The sequence below is a fragment of the Pseudomonas umsongensis genome (assembly GCF_012647205.1).
GTDB classification, from domain to species: domain Bacteria; phylum Pseudomonadota; class Gammaproteobacteria; order Pseudomonadales; family Pseudomonadaceae; genus Aquipseudomonas; species Aquipseudomonas umsongensis.
The window spans coordinates 5908194-5923911 of the sequence record NZ_CP051487.1 but is presented as its reverse complement, the minus strand read 5'-3'; the positions used below and the strand labels follow the sequence as shown (position 1 = coordinate 5923911).

The 15718-nt window shown below is 59.7% G+C and carries 13 protein-coding genes; 2 read left to right on the top strand and 11 right to left on the bottom strand.

Annotation, left to right across the window (positions count from 1 at the left end; all coding sequences use genetic code 11):
- Nucleotides 1-109: 109 nt before the first annotated feature.
- The 4 genes from yacG to HGP31_RS26755 are packed head-to-tail and all read right to left on the bottom strand — an operon-like array spanning nucleotide 110 to nucleotide 3018.
- Nucleotides 110-310 carry a DNA gyrase inhibitor YacG gene (gene yacG, locus HGP31_RS26770; protein WP_020798606.1) on the bottom strand — a complete coding sequence of 67 codons (201 nt, stop codon included), beginning with the start codon at nucleotides 308-310 and terminating at the stop codon, nucleotides 110-112.
- Entirely contained in the window at nucleotides 307-930 is a 624-nt protein-coding gene (gene coaE / locus HGP31_RS26765) for a dephospho-CoA kinase (RefSeq protein WP_033039521.1), read from the bottom strand. The genes yacG and coaE overlap by 4 nt, the downstream gene beginning before the upstream one ends.
- The gene (locus HGP31_RS26760; RefSeq protein WP_168758959.1) at nucleotides 927-1799 is read right to left on the bottom strand and encodes a prepilin peptidase; all 873 of its coding nucleotides are present in this window, start codon (nucleotides 1797-1799) and stop codon (nucleotides 927-929) included. The genes coaE and HGP31_RS26760 overlap by 4 nt, the downstream gene beginning before the upstream one ends.
- 1 nt (nucleotide 1800) lies before the next feature.
- The gene (locus HGP31_RS26755; RefSeq protein WP_168758958.1) at nucleotides 1801-3018 is read right to left on the bottom strand and encodes a type II secretion system F family protein; all 1218 of its coding nucleotides are present in this window, start codon (nucleotides 3016-3018) and stop codon (nucleotides 1801-1803) included.
- Nucleotides 3019-3330: 312 nt separating this feature from the next.
- Here HGP31_RS26755 and HGP31_RS26750 point away from each other — a divergent pair, with 312 nt between their 5' ends.
- Both HGP31_RS26750 and HGP31_RS26745 read left to right on the top strand, forming a co-directional pair.
- On the top strand, nucleotides 3331-3750 hold the full coding sequence (locus HGP31_RS26750) for a pilin (RefSeq protein WP_020798602.1): 420 nt from the start codon (nucleotides 3331-3333) through the stop codon (nucleotides 3748-3750).
- 311 nt (nucleotides 3751-4061) lie between these two features.
- Nucleotides 4062-4415: a BON domain-containing protein gene (locus HGP31_RS26745; RefSeq protein WP_168758957.1), complete on the top strand. Its 354-nt coding sequence runs from the start codon at nucleotides 4062-4064 to the stop codon at nucleotides 4413-4415.
- 162 nt (nucleotides 4416-4577) lie between these two features.
- Here the strand turns inward: HGP31_RS26745 and HGP31_RS26740 are convergent, their stop codons facing one another.
- The 7 genes from HGP31_RS26740 to panB all read right to left on the bottom strand — a co-directional run bounded on the left by HGP31_RS26740 (nucleotide 4578) and on the right by panB (nucleotide 15360).
- Nucleotides 4578-7532, bottom strand: coding sequence for a DUF748 domain-containing protein (locus HGP31_RS26740; RefSeq protein WP_168758956.1), 2955 nt, complete (start codon nucleotides 7530-7532; stop codon nucleotides 4578-4580).
- Nucleotides 7533-7625: 93 nt separating this feature from the next.
- Nucleotides 7626-8642, bottom strand: coding sequence for a class I SAM-dependent rRNA methyltransferase (locus tag HGP31_RS26735; protein WP_168758955.1), 1017 nt, complete (start codon nucleotides 8640-8642; stop codon nucleotides 7626-7628).
- A 169-nt stretch (nucleotides 8643-8811) separates the two neighbouring features.
- Nucleotides 8812-9681 (bottom strand): oxygenase MpaB family protein, encoded by an 870-nt coding sequence (locus HGP31_RS26730; protein ID WP_033039530.1) that lies wholly within the window; start codon nucleotides 9679-9681, stop codon nucleotides 8812-8814.
- A 37-nt stretch (nucleotides 9682-9718) separates the two neighbouring features.
- Complete coding sequence (acs, locus tag HGP31_RS26725) at nucleotides 9719-11656, bottom strand: acetate--CoA ligase (protein WP_020798597.1); 1938 nt, start codon at nucleotides 11654-11656, stop codon at nucleotides 9719-9721.
- 160 nt (nucleotides 11657-11816) lie between these two features.
- Nucleotides 11817-13481: a glucose-6-phosphate isomerase gene (pgi, locus tag HGP31_RS26720; protein WP_020798596.1), complete on the bottom strand. Its 1665-nt coding sequence runs from the start codon at nucleotides 13479-13481 to the stop codon at nucleotides 11817-11819.
- Between the two features lie 221 nt (nucleotides 13482-13702).
- A complete protein-coding gene (panC, locus tag HGP31_RS26715) occupies nucleotides 13703-14563 on the bottom strand; it encodes a pantoate--beta-alanine ligase (protein WP_020798595.1) in 861 nt (286 codons plus the stop codon).
- Nucleotides 14560-15360, bottom strand: coding sequence for a 3-methyl-2-oxobutanoate hydroxymethyltransferase (gene panB, locus HGP31_RS26710; RefSeq protein ID WP_020798594.1), 801 nt, complete (start codon nucleotides 15358-15360; stop codon nucleotides 14560-14562). The genes panC and panB overlap by 4 nt, the downstream gene beginning before the upstream one ends.
- Nucleotides 15361-15718: the final 358 nt, after the last annotated feature.

Genomic DNA, 15718 nt, shown 5'->3' with positions numbered 1-15718 from the left:
ATTCGAGAGAAGTATAGCATTCGCTAATAAGCCGGATTTCGGGGCGCAAGCTCTAAAAGTCAAGGCCTGGCTCACTCCCTGGCACAGGCCAGGCCCCTGATGATCCGGATCAGTGGCGCGGGTCGAAATCGCCGCTGAACATTTCGTCCTCGGCATCCGGGGCCACTGGAATCTTGTGCTCTTCCGACGCCCAGGCGCCCAGGTCGATCAGCTTGCACCGGTCCGAGCAGAACGGCCGGAATTTGCTCTCGGGGCTCCATTCGACAGGGGCACCACAGGTTGGGCATTCGACGGTTGAAATCTGGCTCATGACTGGCCTCCACGCAAAGTAAGGTAAAAGTGATGCAGGCGTTCGACCTCGCTGTGCAGCCAGGCGAGGTCGCGGTCGTTGACCACTACGTCGTCGGCATGGCTTAGGCGATCCTGACGGCTGGACTGGGCCTTGAGTATCGCCTGGACCTGCTGTTCGCTGGTCTGGTCACGCCGCAGGGTGCGTTCGATCTGCAGCTGTTCGGGGGCATCGATCACCAGGACCCGTTGGGTCATGGCGTACTGGCCGGATTCAATCAGCAGTGGCGAAACCAGGATCGCGTAAGGTGATTTTGCCAGCGCCAGGTGATGGGCAATCTCTTCGGCGATCAGCGGATGCAACAAGGCTTCCAGCCAGAGGCGTTGCTCCGGTACTTCGAAGATCAGTTTACGCAACGCGGCGCGGTCCAGTTGCCCATCGGCTTGCAACACCCCCGGACCGAAGTGTTCGGCAATCTTTGCCAGCGCGGGCCGACCGGGTTCCACCACCCAGCGAGCGGCATGATCGGCATCGACCGCATGCACGCCCAGGTCGATGAAATGTTGGGCCGCCGCACTTTTGCCGCTGCCAATGCCGCCGGTCAAGCCGAGAATCCAGGGTTTTTCCACAGGGTTATTCATTTCAGACCGACAAACTGCCAATAGAAGGCGGTTATTTGACCACCCCAGAGCAAGGCAATCCAGCCGGCAATGGCCAGATAGGGGCCAAAAGGGATAGGCGTCGCTGTTTGTGCCTTGCGAAGGCGCAGGTAAATCGCGCCGATGATCGCACCCGCCAGGGATGACAAGACGATCGTCAGCGGCAGGATCTGCCAACCGCCCCAGGCGCCAAACATCGCCAGCAGCTTGAAATCCCCATGCCCCATGCCGTCCTTGCCGGTGATCAGCTTGAACACCCAGAACACCGTCCACAGCGCCATGTAGCCGGCAATTGCACCCCATAACGCTTCAGGCAATGGGACGAACAGATCGAGGCTGTTGACGATCAGCCCCAGCCACATCAGCGGTAGCACCAGTACATCGGGCAATAGTTGATGCTCGACGTCGATCAGGCTCATGGCCAGCAAGCCCCAGGTCAGGAGCATTGCCATGCCGGCTTGCCAGCCGAAGCCGAAGTGCCAGGCAATGAACGCCGACAGGAGGGCGCAGGCCAGCTCAGTCAATGGATAGCGTTTGCTGATCGGCGTTGCGCAGGCGGAACAGCGCCCGCGCAGGAACATGAAGCTGAACACTGGAATGTTTTCCCAGGCGCGAATCCGGTGGCCGCAATGTGGGCACTGGGAATGCGGCAGCATCAAATTGAAAGTCGGCAGCGACGTTTCGCCGGGCAGCCCGAGGATCTCATGGGCCTGCACGCGCCACTCGCGCTCAAGCATCTTCGGCAGGCGCCACACCAGTACGTTGAGGAAGCTGCCGACCAGCAGGCCGACCACCCCGGCGATGACGACGAAAGCCAGTGGGTAGTGGGTAAGCATATCGTTCAAGGGCATGTCAGATCGCTGAGCCGAGTTGGAAGATGGGCAGGTACATTGCGACCACCAGGCCGCCGACAATAACACCCAGCACCACCATGATGAACGGTTCCATCAGGGTGGTGAGGGAGTCGACCACATTGTCGACCTCGTCTTCGTAGAAACCTGCCACCTTGTCGAGCATGTCGTCGAGTGCGCCCGACTCCTCGCCTATGGCGGTCATCTGAATGGCCATATTCGGGAAAATACCGGAAGTGCGCATGGAAAAATTCAGCTGCATACCCGTCGCAACGTCCTGTCGGATGCGCAACACCGCGCGTTTGAACACGATGTTGCCGGTGGCGCCGGCCACCGATTCCAAGGCCTCGACCAGCGGCACGCCAGCGGCGAAGGTCGTCGACAGCGTGCGGGCGAAACGGGCCACGGCGGACTTGTACATCAAGGTCCCGACCAGCGGCAGTTTCAGCAGCCAGGTGTCCATTCGGTCACGAAAACCTTGCGAGGTTTTCAGGGCATGGCGTACAGCGAAAGCAGCCGTGACCAGTACGCCCAGCAGCATCCACCACCATGCTTGCATGAATTGCGACAGGTCGATGACCATCAAGGTAAAGGACGGCAATTGAGCGCCAAAGCCCTTGAACACCGATTCGAATTGCGGCACCACCTCGACCAGCAGGATGCCAGTCACGATGATCGCAACACACACCACGATCAGCGGGTAGGTCATGGCTTTCCTGATTTTCGCCTTGAGACTTTCGCTTTTCTCCTTGTAGGTCGCCACCCGTTCCAGCAGCGTGTCCAGCGCGCCAGCCTGCTCCCCGGCGTCTACCAGGTTGCAGTACAACTCATCGAAATATTGCGGTTTTTTACGCAGGGCGGTGGCGAAGCTATTGCCCGCCGCCACTTCCTGTTTCACCTCATCAACGAGCTTGCGCATGGCCGGGTTATCGAAGCCTTCACCGATGATGTCGAAAGACAGCAACAACGGCACGCCGGCTTTCATCATGGTTGCCATTTGCCGGGTGAAGAGGGCGATGTCCTGGGCCTTGATACGTTTGCCCAGATTGAAAATCGACGTGGTTTTCCTGCGCACCTTGCCGGGGTTGATGCCCTGCTTGCGCAATTTCGTCCTGATCATTGCCGGGTTCTGGGCGCTCAATTCGCCCGTCACCTTCGTACCTTTCCTGTCTGTGCCTTCCCAGGTGTACACACTGGTTCTTGCTGCCTTGACTGCCATGTTCAGTCCTTGCTGACCCGGTTATAACCGCCGTTGCATTGATTGCAATCGACCGCCTCATAGATCGTGAATGTGCCGATGCGTTCCTCGGGGTTCCGGGCGCAAGCAATTGAAGACTTATAGCCTAGTCAAGCGGGGGAACAAAACCTGCGGTCTTGAGGTGACAAAAAGTGTCAGATAGTGCGTTTTCTGGGGCTAGGAAGGGCTTCGTGGCAACGATTGGACCCCGGAATAGGGCACGCCGGGCTTGGCATGGGCTGTGCTGCAGCAGGTGCAGATCATGAGATTTCGACTCATGCACGGAGGCTGTCATTGAATAATCAAAAAGGCTTTACCCTGATCGAGTTGCTGATAGTCGTGGCGATCATCGGGATCCTGGCGACGTTTGCGATCCCTGCTTACTCCAAGTACCAGGCGCGGGCCAAGGTCACGGCAGGTCTTGCCGAGATTTCAGCATTGAAGGTGGCGTTTGAAGACTTGATGAACCAAGGAACAGATCCGGACCTGACGCAGGTGGGAGGCTCCGCCACCACGTCCAACTGCGCCACGACCGCAGTGGGCAAAGCAGCAGAAGGTACTGGCACAATTGGTTGCACAATCCTCAATGCTCCGGCGCAGGTGTTGAATAAAACCATTACCTTGACCCGCTCGTTGACTGGCTGGACGTGCACCACCGGTGTCGAACAGGAGTACGCGCCGAAAGGCTGCAAGGGCGTTGAGCCAAAAGCCTGATCCATACGCTTGTTGCCCCGATACCCCGCTCAGTGCGGGGTATTTTTTTGCTCGCCGTTCAGAAATTTCGAGTAATTGAGAAAACTTCCAAAAATTCATGGCCTTAGGCCTTCTTCAAAACCCGCAACTTGCATGTAGATAATTTCCAACTCATGCATTTTGCATGATTGTGAAAAATGACTGATTTTATAAGTTATTGATTTATAAGTAATTGTTGTTTGTTTCAAAGTTGGCACAGCGTTCGCAATATCTCTGGTAACCCTGCTGACACGCTAACCAGCAGACTTTCCAGAAAAACAGGAGTTACTCGTATGAAGAAGTTCGCTATTGCTGCCGCTACTGCTACCGCGTTGACCCTGACGATGGCCAACGCTGCATTTGCCCAGGCTCAGGCCACACAAGCACCCATGATGCTGGCCGCCGGTGAAGTCACCGAAGCGAAAGAGGATGTTTCCGATACCTGGATCACTACCAAAGTCAAAGCAGACCTGGTCACCGAAAAAGGCATCCCAGGTACCGATATCAAAGTAGAAACCAACAAAGGCGTTGTGTCCCTGTCGTCCACCGTTGCGGTAACGGACGCGCAGAAAGCCACTGCAGTGGCAATCACCAAGAAAATCAAAGGCGTCAAGGCGGTCTCCGCTGACGGCCTGAAAGCCGAATAAGGCAAGACTTCTCGCCTGGACTGGGAGAAGGCGCGGCAGACGGGCTGAGTCATACGTCTGCCGCAACCTGGTAGTTCATGCGACCGGCCACAAGGATGTGGCCATTACAGGCCCTGGCATTCGTGTCGGGGCCTGTTCTATTCAAGGCAAAAGACGTTTAGTTCACTCGGCGTCCAGATGCAGGGGCGTAACGACCTTGCCGTCTTTTTCCGCTTCGCCCAACTGGGCATCGATGAAGTACACACGGTCATCGGCGAGCTGGCCTTTATCGACCAGATAGTCCTTGATGCTGCTGGCGCGTTCCTGGCCCAGCTCACGCAACAGCACTTCGCTGGAACTCCAGAACTGGATCACCTGCTCGCGCATTTTCGCGGTGCGTTCTTCTTTGCCCAGGTCTTTCCATTCAGCAGGTGGCTGGACCTTCAGGCGTGTGCGGTAGATCCCTTCCAGCAGCGGACCTTTCTCGCTATCGGGTACCTCCAGCAAATTTGCCTTGGCCGGAACCTTGTCGCCACGGCGCTGGAGCATTTTGTAGTAGTTGTACTGATATTCCCGTTCCAGGCGTTGCTCGGCGAGCAACGGGCCATCACTGCTCTTGGCGGCAGTGCCTTCGATTTCCAGGCGCAGGGCCGGACGTTCCTTCAGGGCTTGGGACAGTTTGACCAGTGCCGCTTCAGCGTCCTTGTTCAGTTCGCTTGACCCCGGGGCGAATGCCACGGTACCCAGGTCTTGCGAACCACCACCGGCCACCAGGCCACCAATGAGTTTGAACGGCGCGGCAGCGGCCTTGACGATCAGGTTGCGCAGGGTCTGCCAGACAATCGGCATCACGCTGAACTGTGGATTGTTCAGGTCACCGCTGACCGGCAGTTCAATGGAAATCTTGCCATCGACATCCTTGAGCAAGGCGATGGCCAGTTTCAATGGCAGGCTCACGGCGTCCGGGCTGTCGACCTTTTCGCCCAGTTGCAACTGTTCGACCACCACTTTGTTCTCAGCCTTGAGCTGGCCCTTGACGATCACGTAATGCAAATCGAGGTTGAGTCGGCCCTTGCGGATGCGATAACCGGCGAACTTGCCGGAGTAGGGGGTTAATGTGGTCAGTTCCACACGTTTGAAGCTGGTGGCGATGTCGAGGCTGGCCATCGGGTCGAACGGGTTGACCGCGCCTTTGATGGTCACTGGTGCATAGCGGTCAACCTTGCCTTTGATGTCGACACTGGCCGGTTTCGCCTGACGGCTGTCGATGGTGCCGATCGAACCGTTGAGCTGTTGAATGGCGGTGGCGAAGTTCGGGGTCAGGCTGAAGTCGGCGAAGTTCGCAGAACCGTCGTTGATGGCGATGCCGCCGATGTGGATGCCCAGGGGCTTGTCCTTGCTGGCGGTGGGTTTGGCGGCGGCGGGCTTGGCGCCGGCGTCGGCCGGTTGCGGGATCAGCAGGTCATCGATGTTGGTGGTCCGGTCATCGTTGATCATGAAGCGCGCATAGGGTTGCAACAGATTGATCTTGTCGATCGACAGGCTGTCGCCGTGTTGGTAGTTCAGGCCTTCTACCACCAATTGTTGCCACTTGAGAAAGTCGCGGGTTTTCAGGGTGTCGAGGGTATGCAATTGATCGACCTGGGCGCGGCCGGTGACGCTGAGCGCCAGCGGATCGGTGCTTTTCAGGTTGACCGCCAGATCGCTGCCGAGCATGCCACTGCGCAGTTCCAGGCGAATGAACGGGCTGATGTAGGACTGGGCGACGCGCAGGTCGATGTCCTTGGTTTGTACGTTGAGTCGGGCGCTGACCGGGGCCAGGTTGACCTCGCCATCGGCCGTGAGCTTGCCCTGTTTGCCTACGCCGGTGTCGAGCTTGAGGAGGAAGGGCGAGCCATTGAGACTGTCGAACTTCTGCAAGTCGAGATTCAGCGGGCTAAGTTCCAGTTCCACCGCAGGTTGTGCTTTGCGGTCCGCCAGATGCACTTTGTAATCGCGCAATTGCACATCATTGAGAAGCACTTGCCACGGTTTGCCTGGCGTCGCGGGTTCGGGTTTCGGCGAATCGGCCGCCGCCGGGGTGCTCGGCGGTTCGGCGTTGGCCTTGGCCGCTGGTTTGGACGGTTGGCTGGCGAACAGTTTCTGCCAGTCGAGTTGCCCGTCGGCTTCCAGGGCTGCCCAGGTTTCCAGCTTGTGGCTGCGGATCTTGCCGACCACCACTTGTTGCTTTGCCAGGTCGACAGTGGTTTCGCTGATGTCCAGGCGTTCGAGTCTCGCCAGCGGCCGTCCATCCGGGGCCTTGATCGCGAAGGGGGCGATACTGACCGCGACATTGTTTAGCAGCAGTTCGGTTTGCTTGGACAGGTTGAGTTTGTAATCGGTACTGAGGCTGACTACGCCGCTTTCGAGGTCCAGCGGCACGGCGTCGCGCACATAGGGCCAGAAAGCTTTCATCTTGCCGTCGGTGATTTTCAGCTTACCTTCGGAGGCGAGGGGGATCAGGCTGAAGTTGCCGATCCAGTCGATCTGACCGCCGTTGGGACCAATTGCCACCAGCGTCATGTCGGCACTGTCTTCCGGCAGGGTGCTGAGGTTCTTGAGTTCGAAATCGAGCTTGTCGTAGAGGAATTCGATGGCTTCGCTGGGGCGTGCATCCTTGAAGTGCAGCGATCCGTCCACCAGTTTGATGCGGTCGATGCGCAGCGGGAATGGCTTGGCGTCAGGGTCGACGGGTGTCGGTTCGCTGGTCGGCAATTTGAACAACCCGATCAGGTTGAGCTTGCCGTCCTTGCCGAAGAGCACCTCGGTCTTGGATTTTTCCAGCTCGATATCCGACAGGTGCAGCGCTTTGGTCCAGAGGCTGTCGAGTTGCAGGTTGGCGTACAGGCGCTCGAAGCCGACCTGCTCCTTTCCGGGCTCGCCAATGTTCAGGCCCCAAAGGGTTACTTCAAGGCTGAACGGGTTGAGTTCGATCCGTTGGATCGTGGCGGGCGTCGTGGCGTAGTTGGCCAGTTGCTGGTTGGCAACGCGCAACGCGATGCCGGGCAAAATGAGAAAGCCCAGCAGACTGTAGAGGGCCAGAGCAGTCAACAAGGCGCCGATGGCGCGAATCAATCCTTTGTACATGTATGGCTTCATCTGTCTGGATCGGAGTGCCTTGGAGTATGGCACGCGATTTCGGTTCCGAAGCCCTTACATCGAGCGGGATTTATCTGAAAACAACGGCGACTTTCAGAACTGCAGAATCAGGGTTTTCAGCGGGGGCTGCTGGTCCATCGACGGGAAGTCATCGCCGGGTTTCATGACTGTCCACTCCCGTACCGGCCGGCCAGCCTTCTCGGCGCAACGCAAGACCTGCTCGCGCCAGTCGTCCATGCTGACTTTTGCCAGGTTGTTGCAGCAGATCAGCGCGCCATTGTCAGCGGTGGTCAGCAATGCCGGCTTGAGCAGGCTCTGGTAGTCGCGAAGCAGGTCGACGGTACCAAAGGCACTCTTGGCCCAGGCAGGGGGATCGAGCAGCACCAGGTCGTACTGGCGCTGTTCCAGGCGTTGATAGCTCGGCAATTTCTGCCCACGACGCTGGCTGACAGGCAGGCCGGCCAACTGGCGAATGGCCGGGAAGTAGTCGGACTGGATGAACTCCATGGTTGGCAGTTGCGGGTTGAGCAAGCCATTCTCGCGCCCGACCGCCAGGTTGCCTTCGGCGAAATCCAGGTTGCACACCTGGCTGGCGCCACCGGCTGCGGCGCTGAGGCCGACCCCGCAGGTGTAGGCGAACAGGTTCAGCACGCGCTTGTTCTTGCTGTGCTCCTTGACCCAGCCACGGGTGTTGCGCAGGTCGAGGAACAACAGCGGGTCTTGCCCGGCATGGCGCCCGCGTACCCGGTAATTCAAGCCCCACTCGTGGCCAACCAGGTCTTGCAGTGCGGCTTCTTCGGCGCGGTAGACGGTGTCTTCACGGTCGATGCGCGAGTTGCCGCGGGAGCGGTCGTTATAGACCAGCAGGGTTTCCAGCCCCAGGTATTGATTGACGATTTCATGCAAGTGCAGCAACGCCTCGCGGTCCAGCGACTGATGGAAGCTTTGCACCATCAGTTGTGGGCCATAGCGGTCGATCGTCAGCCCCCCGGCGCCTTCCTGGCTGCCATGGAACAGGCGATAGCAGTCGGTGCCCTGGCTGTGCAACTCGGCCAGCAGGTCCTGGCGATGTTCAAGGGCGGCGCGCAGCGCCTGATTCAAGGAAGACATGCTGGGCGCCTACAGGAGGAATTGGGCGCGGGAGTTTAACAGCTTGAGCGCAGTAACACTTGTAGGAGCGAGCATGCTCCGGGCGGCGTTCCGACGATGATCGTCAACGATGACGCTGGGTGCCTGACACTCCGCGCAGTATTCAAGTCCATCGCGAGCATGCTCGCTCCTACGACAGGCCCATACGCCGTTTCGCACGATGCACCGAGCCATTACGCACCGCCCAGCGCAGCATCGGCGCACTGCGATTGACACTGGCGCGGATCAGTTTGCGTTGCAGCGGCCCCTGGCTCACACCGAGCATGTCACTGGCCCAATCCGGCAGCAGGTCGATCCCGGCCTGCATCATCAACCCGCCGAAAGGCCGGGCTAAACGGCTGGGGGAGGGAGCGTTCAACAACAGGCGAAGTACTTCACGACTGCGCTCGTCGCACAACAGTTGCGGGCGAACGCGCTCAAGATAAGCGGCAATTTCCTGCCGGGAGCGCGGCACGTCACGGGCGCCCAGGCGCTCGGCGACTAACGCGATCTCTGCGTAATAACGATCCTGATCGGCCAGGGACAGCTGCGGATTTCGATAACGCAGGTGCGCTGCTAGGAAGTTGCTGACCTCGGCGACGTGCACCCAGGTCAGCAGGTCGGGATCGCTGGCGGCATAGAGCCGGCCATCGGGCGCGGTGCCGGTGATTTGCAGGTGGATGGTGCGCACCTTTTCGATCAGCCAGTCGGCGTCCTGTCGTGAGCCGAAGGTGGTGCCGGAGATGAATTGCCCGGTGCGGCGCAAGCGACCGAGCATATCCTCGCGGAAATTCGAATGGTCCCACACACCGGCCAAGGCCAGCGGGTGCAGCGCTTGCAGCATCAGGGCGCTGATACCGCCGATCAACATGCTGCTGAAGTCGCCGTGGACTTGCCAGCTCACTGAATCCGGTCCGAACAGCCCAGGATCGCCCTTGGGGTTTTCCAGGTCGAGCTTGCCCAGGGACAGGCCGGTCAGGCTCATGATCTGGGTTTCGATACGGCTGCGAATGAATTCCATGGTGTCCCGGTGATTTTCCGTAGGCGGCGGCAGTACGTTATTGGTTCAGGCGCTTGTCGATCAAGCCCTGGACCACGCTCGGGTCGGCCAGGGTCGAGGTATCTCCCAGGCTGTCCAGTTCGTTACAGGCAATCTTACGCAGAATGCGCCGCATGATCTTGCCCGAACGGGTTTTCGGCAAGGCCGGCGCCCATTGGATCAGGTCGGGCTTGGCGAAGCTGCCAATCTCCTTGCTGACGTGGGCCAGCAAGGTTTTCTTCAGTTCTTCGTTGGGCTCGACGCCGTTCATGGGAGTGACGAAGGCGTAGATGCCCTGGCCCTTGACGTCATGGGGGTAACCGACCACGGCGGCTTCGGCGATGCTGTCGTGCAGCACCAGGGCGCTCTCCACTTCGGCAGTGCCGATGCGGTGCCCGGAGACATTGATGACGTCGTCGATGCGCCCGGTGATCCAGTAGTCACCGTCTTCGTCGCGGCGGGCGCCATCGCCGGTGAAATAGTAGCCGGGGTAGGGCTTGAAGTATGTGTCGACCATCCGTTGCGGATCGCCATAGACGCTGCGGATCTGCGCTGGCCAGCTTGATTTCAGGGCGAGCACGCCGCTCCCGGCGCCTTTGATTTCCTTGCCATGTTCGTCCAGTAACACCGGCTGCACGCCGAACATCGGTTGTGTCGCGCAGCCTGGTTTGATCCGTTGCGCACTGACCAGCGGGCTGAGCATGATGCCGCCGGTTTCGGTCTGCCACCAGGTATCGACAATTGGGCAGCGTTGTTCGCCGACGACATTGAAGTACCACTCCCACGCTTCCGGATTGATCGGCTCACCGACGGTGCCGAGCAATCTGAGGCTGGAGCGGGACGTTTCCTGCAACGGTTCTGCGCCCTCGCGCATTAGAGCGCGCAATGCGGTGGGGGCGGTGTAGAAGATATTCACTTTGTGCTTGTCGATCACCTGCCAGAACCTCGAGGTGCTCGGGTAGCTCGGCACGCCTTCGAAGATCAGGGTGGTGGCGCCATTGGCCAGGGGCCCGTAGACGATGTAGCTGTGGCCAGTGACCCAGCCGACATCGGCGGTGCACCAGAAAACTTCGCCATCGCGGTAGTCCAGGACATATTTGAAGGTCATTGCCGCTTGCAGCAGGTAGCCCCCCGTCGTGTGCAGCACGCCTTTGGGTTTACCGGTGCTGCCGGAGGTGTAGAGGATGAACAGCGGGTCTTCGGCGTCCATCGGCTCGGGCGGGCAGTCGTCGCCGACGTCACGCAGTGCCTGGTGATACCAGAGATCCCGGCCCTCGACCCAGTTCACCGGGTTCTGGGTCCGTTCCACCACGACCACGGTGCTGACATCCGGGCAGCTTTGCAGCGCCTTGTCGACATTGTGCTTGAGCGGCACGAACTTGCCTCCGCGCACGCCTTCATCGGCGGTAATCACTGTGCGACAGTCGGCGTCGAGGATCCGGTCGCGCAACGAATCCGGCGAGAAGCCACCGAACACCACCGAATGCACTGCACCGATGCGTGAGCAGGCGAGCATGGCGTAGGCGGCTTCAGGGATCATCGGCATGTAGATGCATACACGATCGCCTTTCTTCACGCCACGGCTCTTGAGCACGTTGGCCAGGCGGCAGACGTAATGGTGAAGCTTCTTGTAGGTGATTTGCGTGGATTCGGCGGGGTCGTCGCCTTCCCAGATGATCGCGGTCTGATCGCCGCGTGTTGCCAGGTGACGGTCGATGCAGTTGTAGCTGACGTTCAGCCTGGCGCCGGCAAACCAATGGGCTTCACCGGTTTTCAGATCGTAGCGCTGGACGGTTTGCCACGGTGTGCTCCAGTCGAGGAAGCGGGTGGCTTGTTCGGCCCAGAAGGTGCTGGGGTGCTCGATGGATTCGCGGTACAGGCGGTGATAGTCGTCCTGACTCAATTGTGCAGCCCGGCGCACGGCATCGGCTTTGGGGAACGTGCTGATATCGAACATGACGGTTCCTTCTTCTTGTTTTGAGGACAAGAGGGGAGCTGCGCGACCCTCGTAGGAGCTGCCGAAGGCTGCGATCTTTTGACTTTGCTTTTAGAAGATCAAAAGATCGCAGCCTGCGGCAGCTCCTACAAGGTTAGTTCCCCGCAGGAACGGTGTCAGATCAACCGCGGTGACGCCCGCGGAAGTAGTTGATCAAGCCCTGGGTAGACGCGTCGTCAGCCGGGGTTTCTTCGCTGCCGACCAGGCGGTTGTAGACGCCTTTGCCCAGCTCCTTGCCCAACTCCACACCCCATTGGTCGAAGGCGTTGATGCCCCAGATCACGCTTTGTACGAAGACTTTGTGCTCGTACATCGCCACCAGCGCACCCAGGCGCCGCGGGCTGATACGCTCGACCACCAGGGTATTGCTCGGACGGTTGCCCGGGATCACCTTGTGCGGCGCAAGGCTCTGCACCTGTTCTTCGCTCATGCCTTTGTCACGCAGCTCGGCCTGGGCTTCGGCCAGTGTCTTGCCGAGCATCAGCGCCTGGCTTTGCGACAGGCAGTTGGCATACAGCCACTGGTGGTGGTCGGCCACCGGGTTGAAGCTGACGATCGGCACGATGAAGTCGGCCGGGATCAGTTGGGTGCCCTGGTGCAGCAACTGGTGGTAAGCGTGCTGGCCGTTGCAGCCTACACCGCCCCAGATCACCGGGCCGGTATCGGTGCTGACGGGCGTACCGTCCTGGCGCACGCTCTTGCCATTGGATTCCATGTCCAGCTGTTGCAGGTGCTTGGTAATGTTCCGCAGGTAGTGGTCGTACGGCAGGATCGCGTGGCTTTGCGCACCCCAGAAATTGCCGTACCAGACGCCGAGCAGGGCCAGCAGCACCGGCATGTTCTGTTCGAAAGGGGTGTTGAGGAAGTGCTGGTCCATGGTGTAGGCACCGGACAGCAGTTCCTTGAAGTTCGACATGCCAATGGCCAGGGCGATCGGCAGGCCGATGGCCGACCACAGCGAGTAACGCCCGCCGACCCAGTCCCACATCGGGAAGATGTTTTCTTCGCGGATGCCGAACGCCACGGCGGCAGCGTTGTTGCTCGATACCGCAATGAAGTGGCGATGCAACTCGGCTTCCGAACCACCTTGGGCCAGGTACCAGGCGCGTGCGGCCTGGGCGTTTTTCAGGGTTTCGAGGGTGTTGAAGGATTTCGACGAGACGATGAACAAGGTGGTCTCGGCGCGCAGTTTCAGCGCCAGTTCGTGGAACTCACTGCCATCGATGTTCGCCAGGTAGTGGCAGCGCACGCCTTTCTGGGCATAGGCCAGCAGGGCTTCGGACACCAGCTCGGGGCCGAGGAACGAACCGCCGATGCCGATGTTGACCACGTCAGTGATCGGCTTTTCGGAGTAGCCGCGCCACAGGCCGTCGTGGATGCGGCCCACCAGGTCAGTGATCTGGTTCAGCACCTTGTGCACTTCAGGCATCACGTTGACGCCGTTGACCGACAACTTGTCGCCAACCGGGCGACGCAGGGCGGTGTGCAGGGCGGGGCGTCCTTCGGAGGCATTGACGATTTCGCCATCGAACAGCGCCTTGATCGCGCCCTTGAGGTCGACTTCGTCGGCCAGGCCTACCAGCAGGTCACGGGTCTGGGCGTTGATCAGGTTTTTCGAATAGTCGAGAAACAGGCCGCAGCTACTGAGAGTGAATTGGGTAAAACGCTGCGGGTCGGCGTTGAACGCCTCGCGCATGTTGAAATCCTGCATGGCCTGGCGGTGGTCTTTCAACGCTTGCCAGGCGGGCAGGGCGGTCACGTCGTGGGGGGTGCGGTAGTACGCCATCGCTGCGGGTTTCCTTTTACTTGAACTGCCTTTAAGACACTGAAAATACCGGAATGTCCTGACCACCGTCTGAGTGGTATCCGGTTAGCCTGCGTGCACACGATTAAATAGCGCAGGCCGGTAACAGTAAACCCAGAGAGACGATCTGTCTTGGCTTTGTCGGACCTGCGACCGGTACTTTTTTATACCGGCGCAGTCGTGGGGGCGTTGTGGGGGGGAATTCAGGCGGGGGTGTCGAGGTTCAGGTGCAAATTGTCAATCAAGCGCGTCGTCCCCAGGAACGCCGCCACCAGGATGACCAGGTCGCGATCTTCCGGGGTTGCCGGGCGCAGGCTCATACCATGACGAATTTCCAGGTAGTCGGGGCGCAGGCCCGCCGCTTCGAGTTGTTGCAGCTTGGTGCGGATCAGGGCCGGGTAATCACGCTCACCCTGCCTGATCGCTTCGGCGATCTCGCTCAGCGTGCGATACACCACCGGTGCCACGGCGCGCTGGTCTTCGGTGAGGAAGCCATTGCGCGATGACAGTGCCAGGCCATCGGCCGCCCGTACCGTCGGCTCGCCGATGATCTGGATCGGCATGTTCAGGTCATGCACCAGCGCGCGAATGACCGCCAGTTGCTGGAAGTCTTTCTGGCCGAAGATCGCCAGGTCCGGCTGGACCATGTTGAACAGCTTGCTGACCACCGTTGCCACACCTTCGAAATGCCCTGGACGGCTGGCGCCGCACAGGCCTTCGGAAAGTTGCGGGACGCTGACGCGGGTCTGTCCGGCCATGCCGTCGGGGTACATCTCTTCAACGGTTGGCGCGAACAGCAGGTCGCAGCCCGCTTCAAGGAGTTTTTCCTGATCGGCGGCGAGGGTGCGCGGGTATTTGTCGAGGTCTTCGCCGGCACCGAACTGCAACGGGTTGACGAAAATGCTCGCAACCACGAAATCCACCCGTTGGGTGGCCTTGGTGATCAGTGCGACATGACCGCTGTGCAGGTTGCCCATGGTTGGCACGAAGCCGATGCGCTTGCCTTCACCGCGGGCACGGGCCACGGCGGCCCGTAGTTCGCGGACGGTTTTGACGGTGTTCATGCAGAGAATCCATGTTCGGTGCCAGGGAAAGTCGACGCCTTGACTTCGCTGACATAGGCGCTCAAGGCGGCCTGAATACTGGTTTGGCCGGTCATGAAGTTTTTCACGAACTTGGGGACGCGACCGGTAATGGACAGGCCCAGCATGTCATGCAGCACGAGTACCTGGCCGTCGGTGTGGTGGCCGGCGCCAATCCCGATGACCGGAATGTTCACGGCCTGGGTGATTTCTGCGGCCAGTTCGCTGGGCACGCATTCGAGCAGCAACATCGCCGCGCCGGCCTGCTCCAGGGCAATGGCATCGGCACGCATCTGCCGCGCCTGGTTTTCATTGCGACCCTGGACCTTGTAGCCACCGAGGATGTTCACCGATTGCGGGGTCAGGCCCATGTGGGCACAGACCGGAACGCCTCGTTCCGCCAGCAGGCGGATCGAGTCCGCCAACCACAATGCGCCTTCGACCTTGATCATGTGAGCGCCGGACTGCATCAGCAGGGCGCTGTTGGTCATGGTCTGTTCCGTGGTGGCGTAGGCCATGAAGGGCAAGTCGGCAAGGATCAAGGCGTCGGTGTTACCGCGTTTGACGGCCGCCACGTGGTAAGCCATTTCGGCGGTGGTCACTGGCAGGGTGCTGTCATGACCTTGCAGAACCATGCCGAGGGAGTCGCCCACCAGCAGCACTTCGACACCGGCCTGGTTGCAGGCGTGGGCGAAGGTTGCGTCATAGCAGGTCAGCATGGTGATTTTTTCACCTTTGTGCTTGAGACCTTGCAGAGTGGTCAGGGTGATGGCTGGCATGAAAAGTTCCTCATTCAGGCGCTGTGGAAACTACTGCGAGTAACGCGCGTGATTCTTCGTTAAATACAGGCGCACGGTCTTCTGTCGTGCTTTTAAGGCCTGGATTGCGCCCTTGATGCCGTGATGGCGGCAGCGGGACGCCTATAGTCGTGAGGAGAACGTGGGAAGTCAATTGCGTGTGTTACCGCATTGTTACGAGGAGGGTGTTACCGATGGGACTGATGCGTTTCAGCAGCCTTGGACCTTTTGTTCGACGCAAATCAATGTGGGAGCGGGCTTGCTCGCGAATACGGTGTGTCATACAAAATTGATCTCGACTGACACACCGCATTCGCGAGCAAGCCCGCTCCCACAGGGG

What these genes read in the sequence shown, in the direction of transcription:
- yacG (WP_020798606.1), bottom strand. Translation starts at nt 310, where the DNA reads ATGAGCCAGATTTCAACCGTCGAATGCCCAACCTGTGGTGCCCCTGTC.
- coaE (WP_033039521.1), bottom strand. Translation starts at nt 930, where the DNA reads ATGAATAACCCTGTGGAAAAACCCTGGATTCTCGGCTTGACCGGCGGC.
- HGP31_RS26760 (WP_168758959.1), bottom strand. Translation starts at nt 1,799, where the DNA reads ATGCCCTTGAACGATATGCTTACCCACTACCCACTGGCTTTCGTCGTC.
- HGP31_RS26755 (WP_168758958.1), bottom strand. Translation starts at nt 3,018, where the DNA reads ATGGCAGTCAAGGCAGCAAGAACCAGTGTGTACACCTGGGAAGGCACA.
- HGP31_RS26745 (WP_168758957.1), top strand. Translation starts at nt 4,062, where the DNA reads ATGAAGAAGTTCGCTATTGCTGCCGCTACTGCTACCGCGTTGACCCTG.
- HGP31_RS26740 (WP_168758956.1), bottom strand. Translation starts at nt 7,532, where the DNA reads ATGAAGCCATACATGTACAAAGGATTGATTCGCGCCATCGGCGCCTTG.
- HGP31_RS26735 (WP_168758955.1), bottom strand. Translation starts at nt 8,642, where the DNA reads ATGTCTTCCTTGAATCAGGCGCTGCGCGCCGCCCTTGAACATCGCCAG.
- HGP31_RS26730 (WP_033039530.1), bottom strand. Translation starts at nt 9,681, where the DNA reads ATGGAATTCATTCGCAGCCGTATCGAAACCCAGATCATGAGCCTGACC.
- acs (WP_020798597.1), bottom strand. Translation starts at nt 11,656, where the DNA reads ATGTTCGATATCAGCACGTTCCCCAAAGCCGATGCCGTGCGCCGGGCT.
- pgi (WP_020798596.1), bottom strand. Translation starts at nt 13,481, where the DNA reads ATGGCGTACTACCGCACCCCCCACGACGTGACCGCCCTGCCCGCCTGG.
- panC (WP_020798595.1), bottom strand. Translation starts at nt 14,563, where the DNA reads ATGAACACCGTCAAAACCGTCCGCGAACTACGGGCCGCCGTGGCCCGT.
- panB (WP_020798594.1), bottom strand. Translation starts at nt 15,360, where the DNA reads ATGCCAGCCATCACCCTGACCACTCTGCAAGGTCTCAAGCACAAAGGT.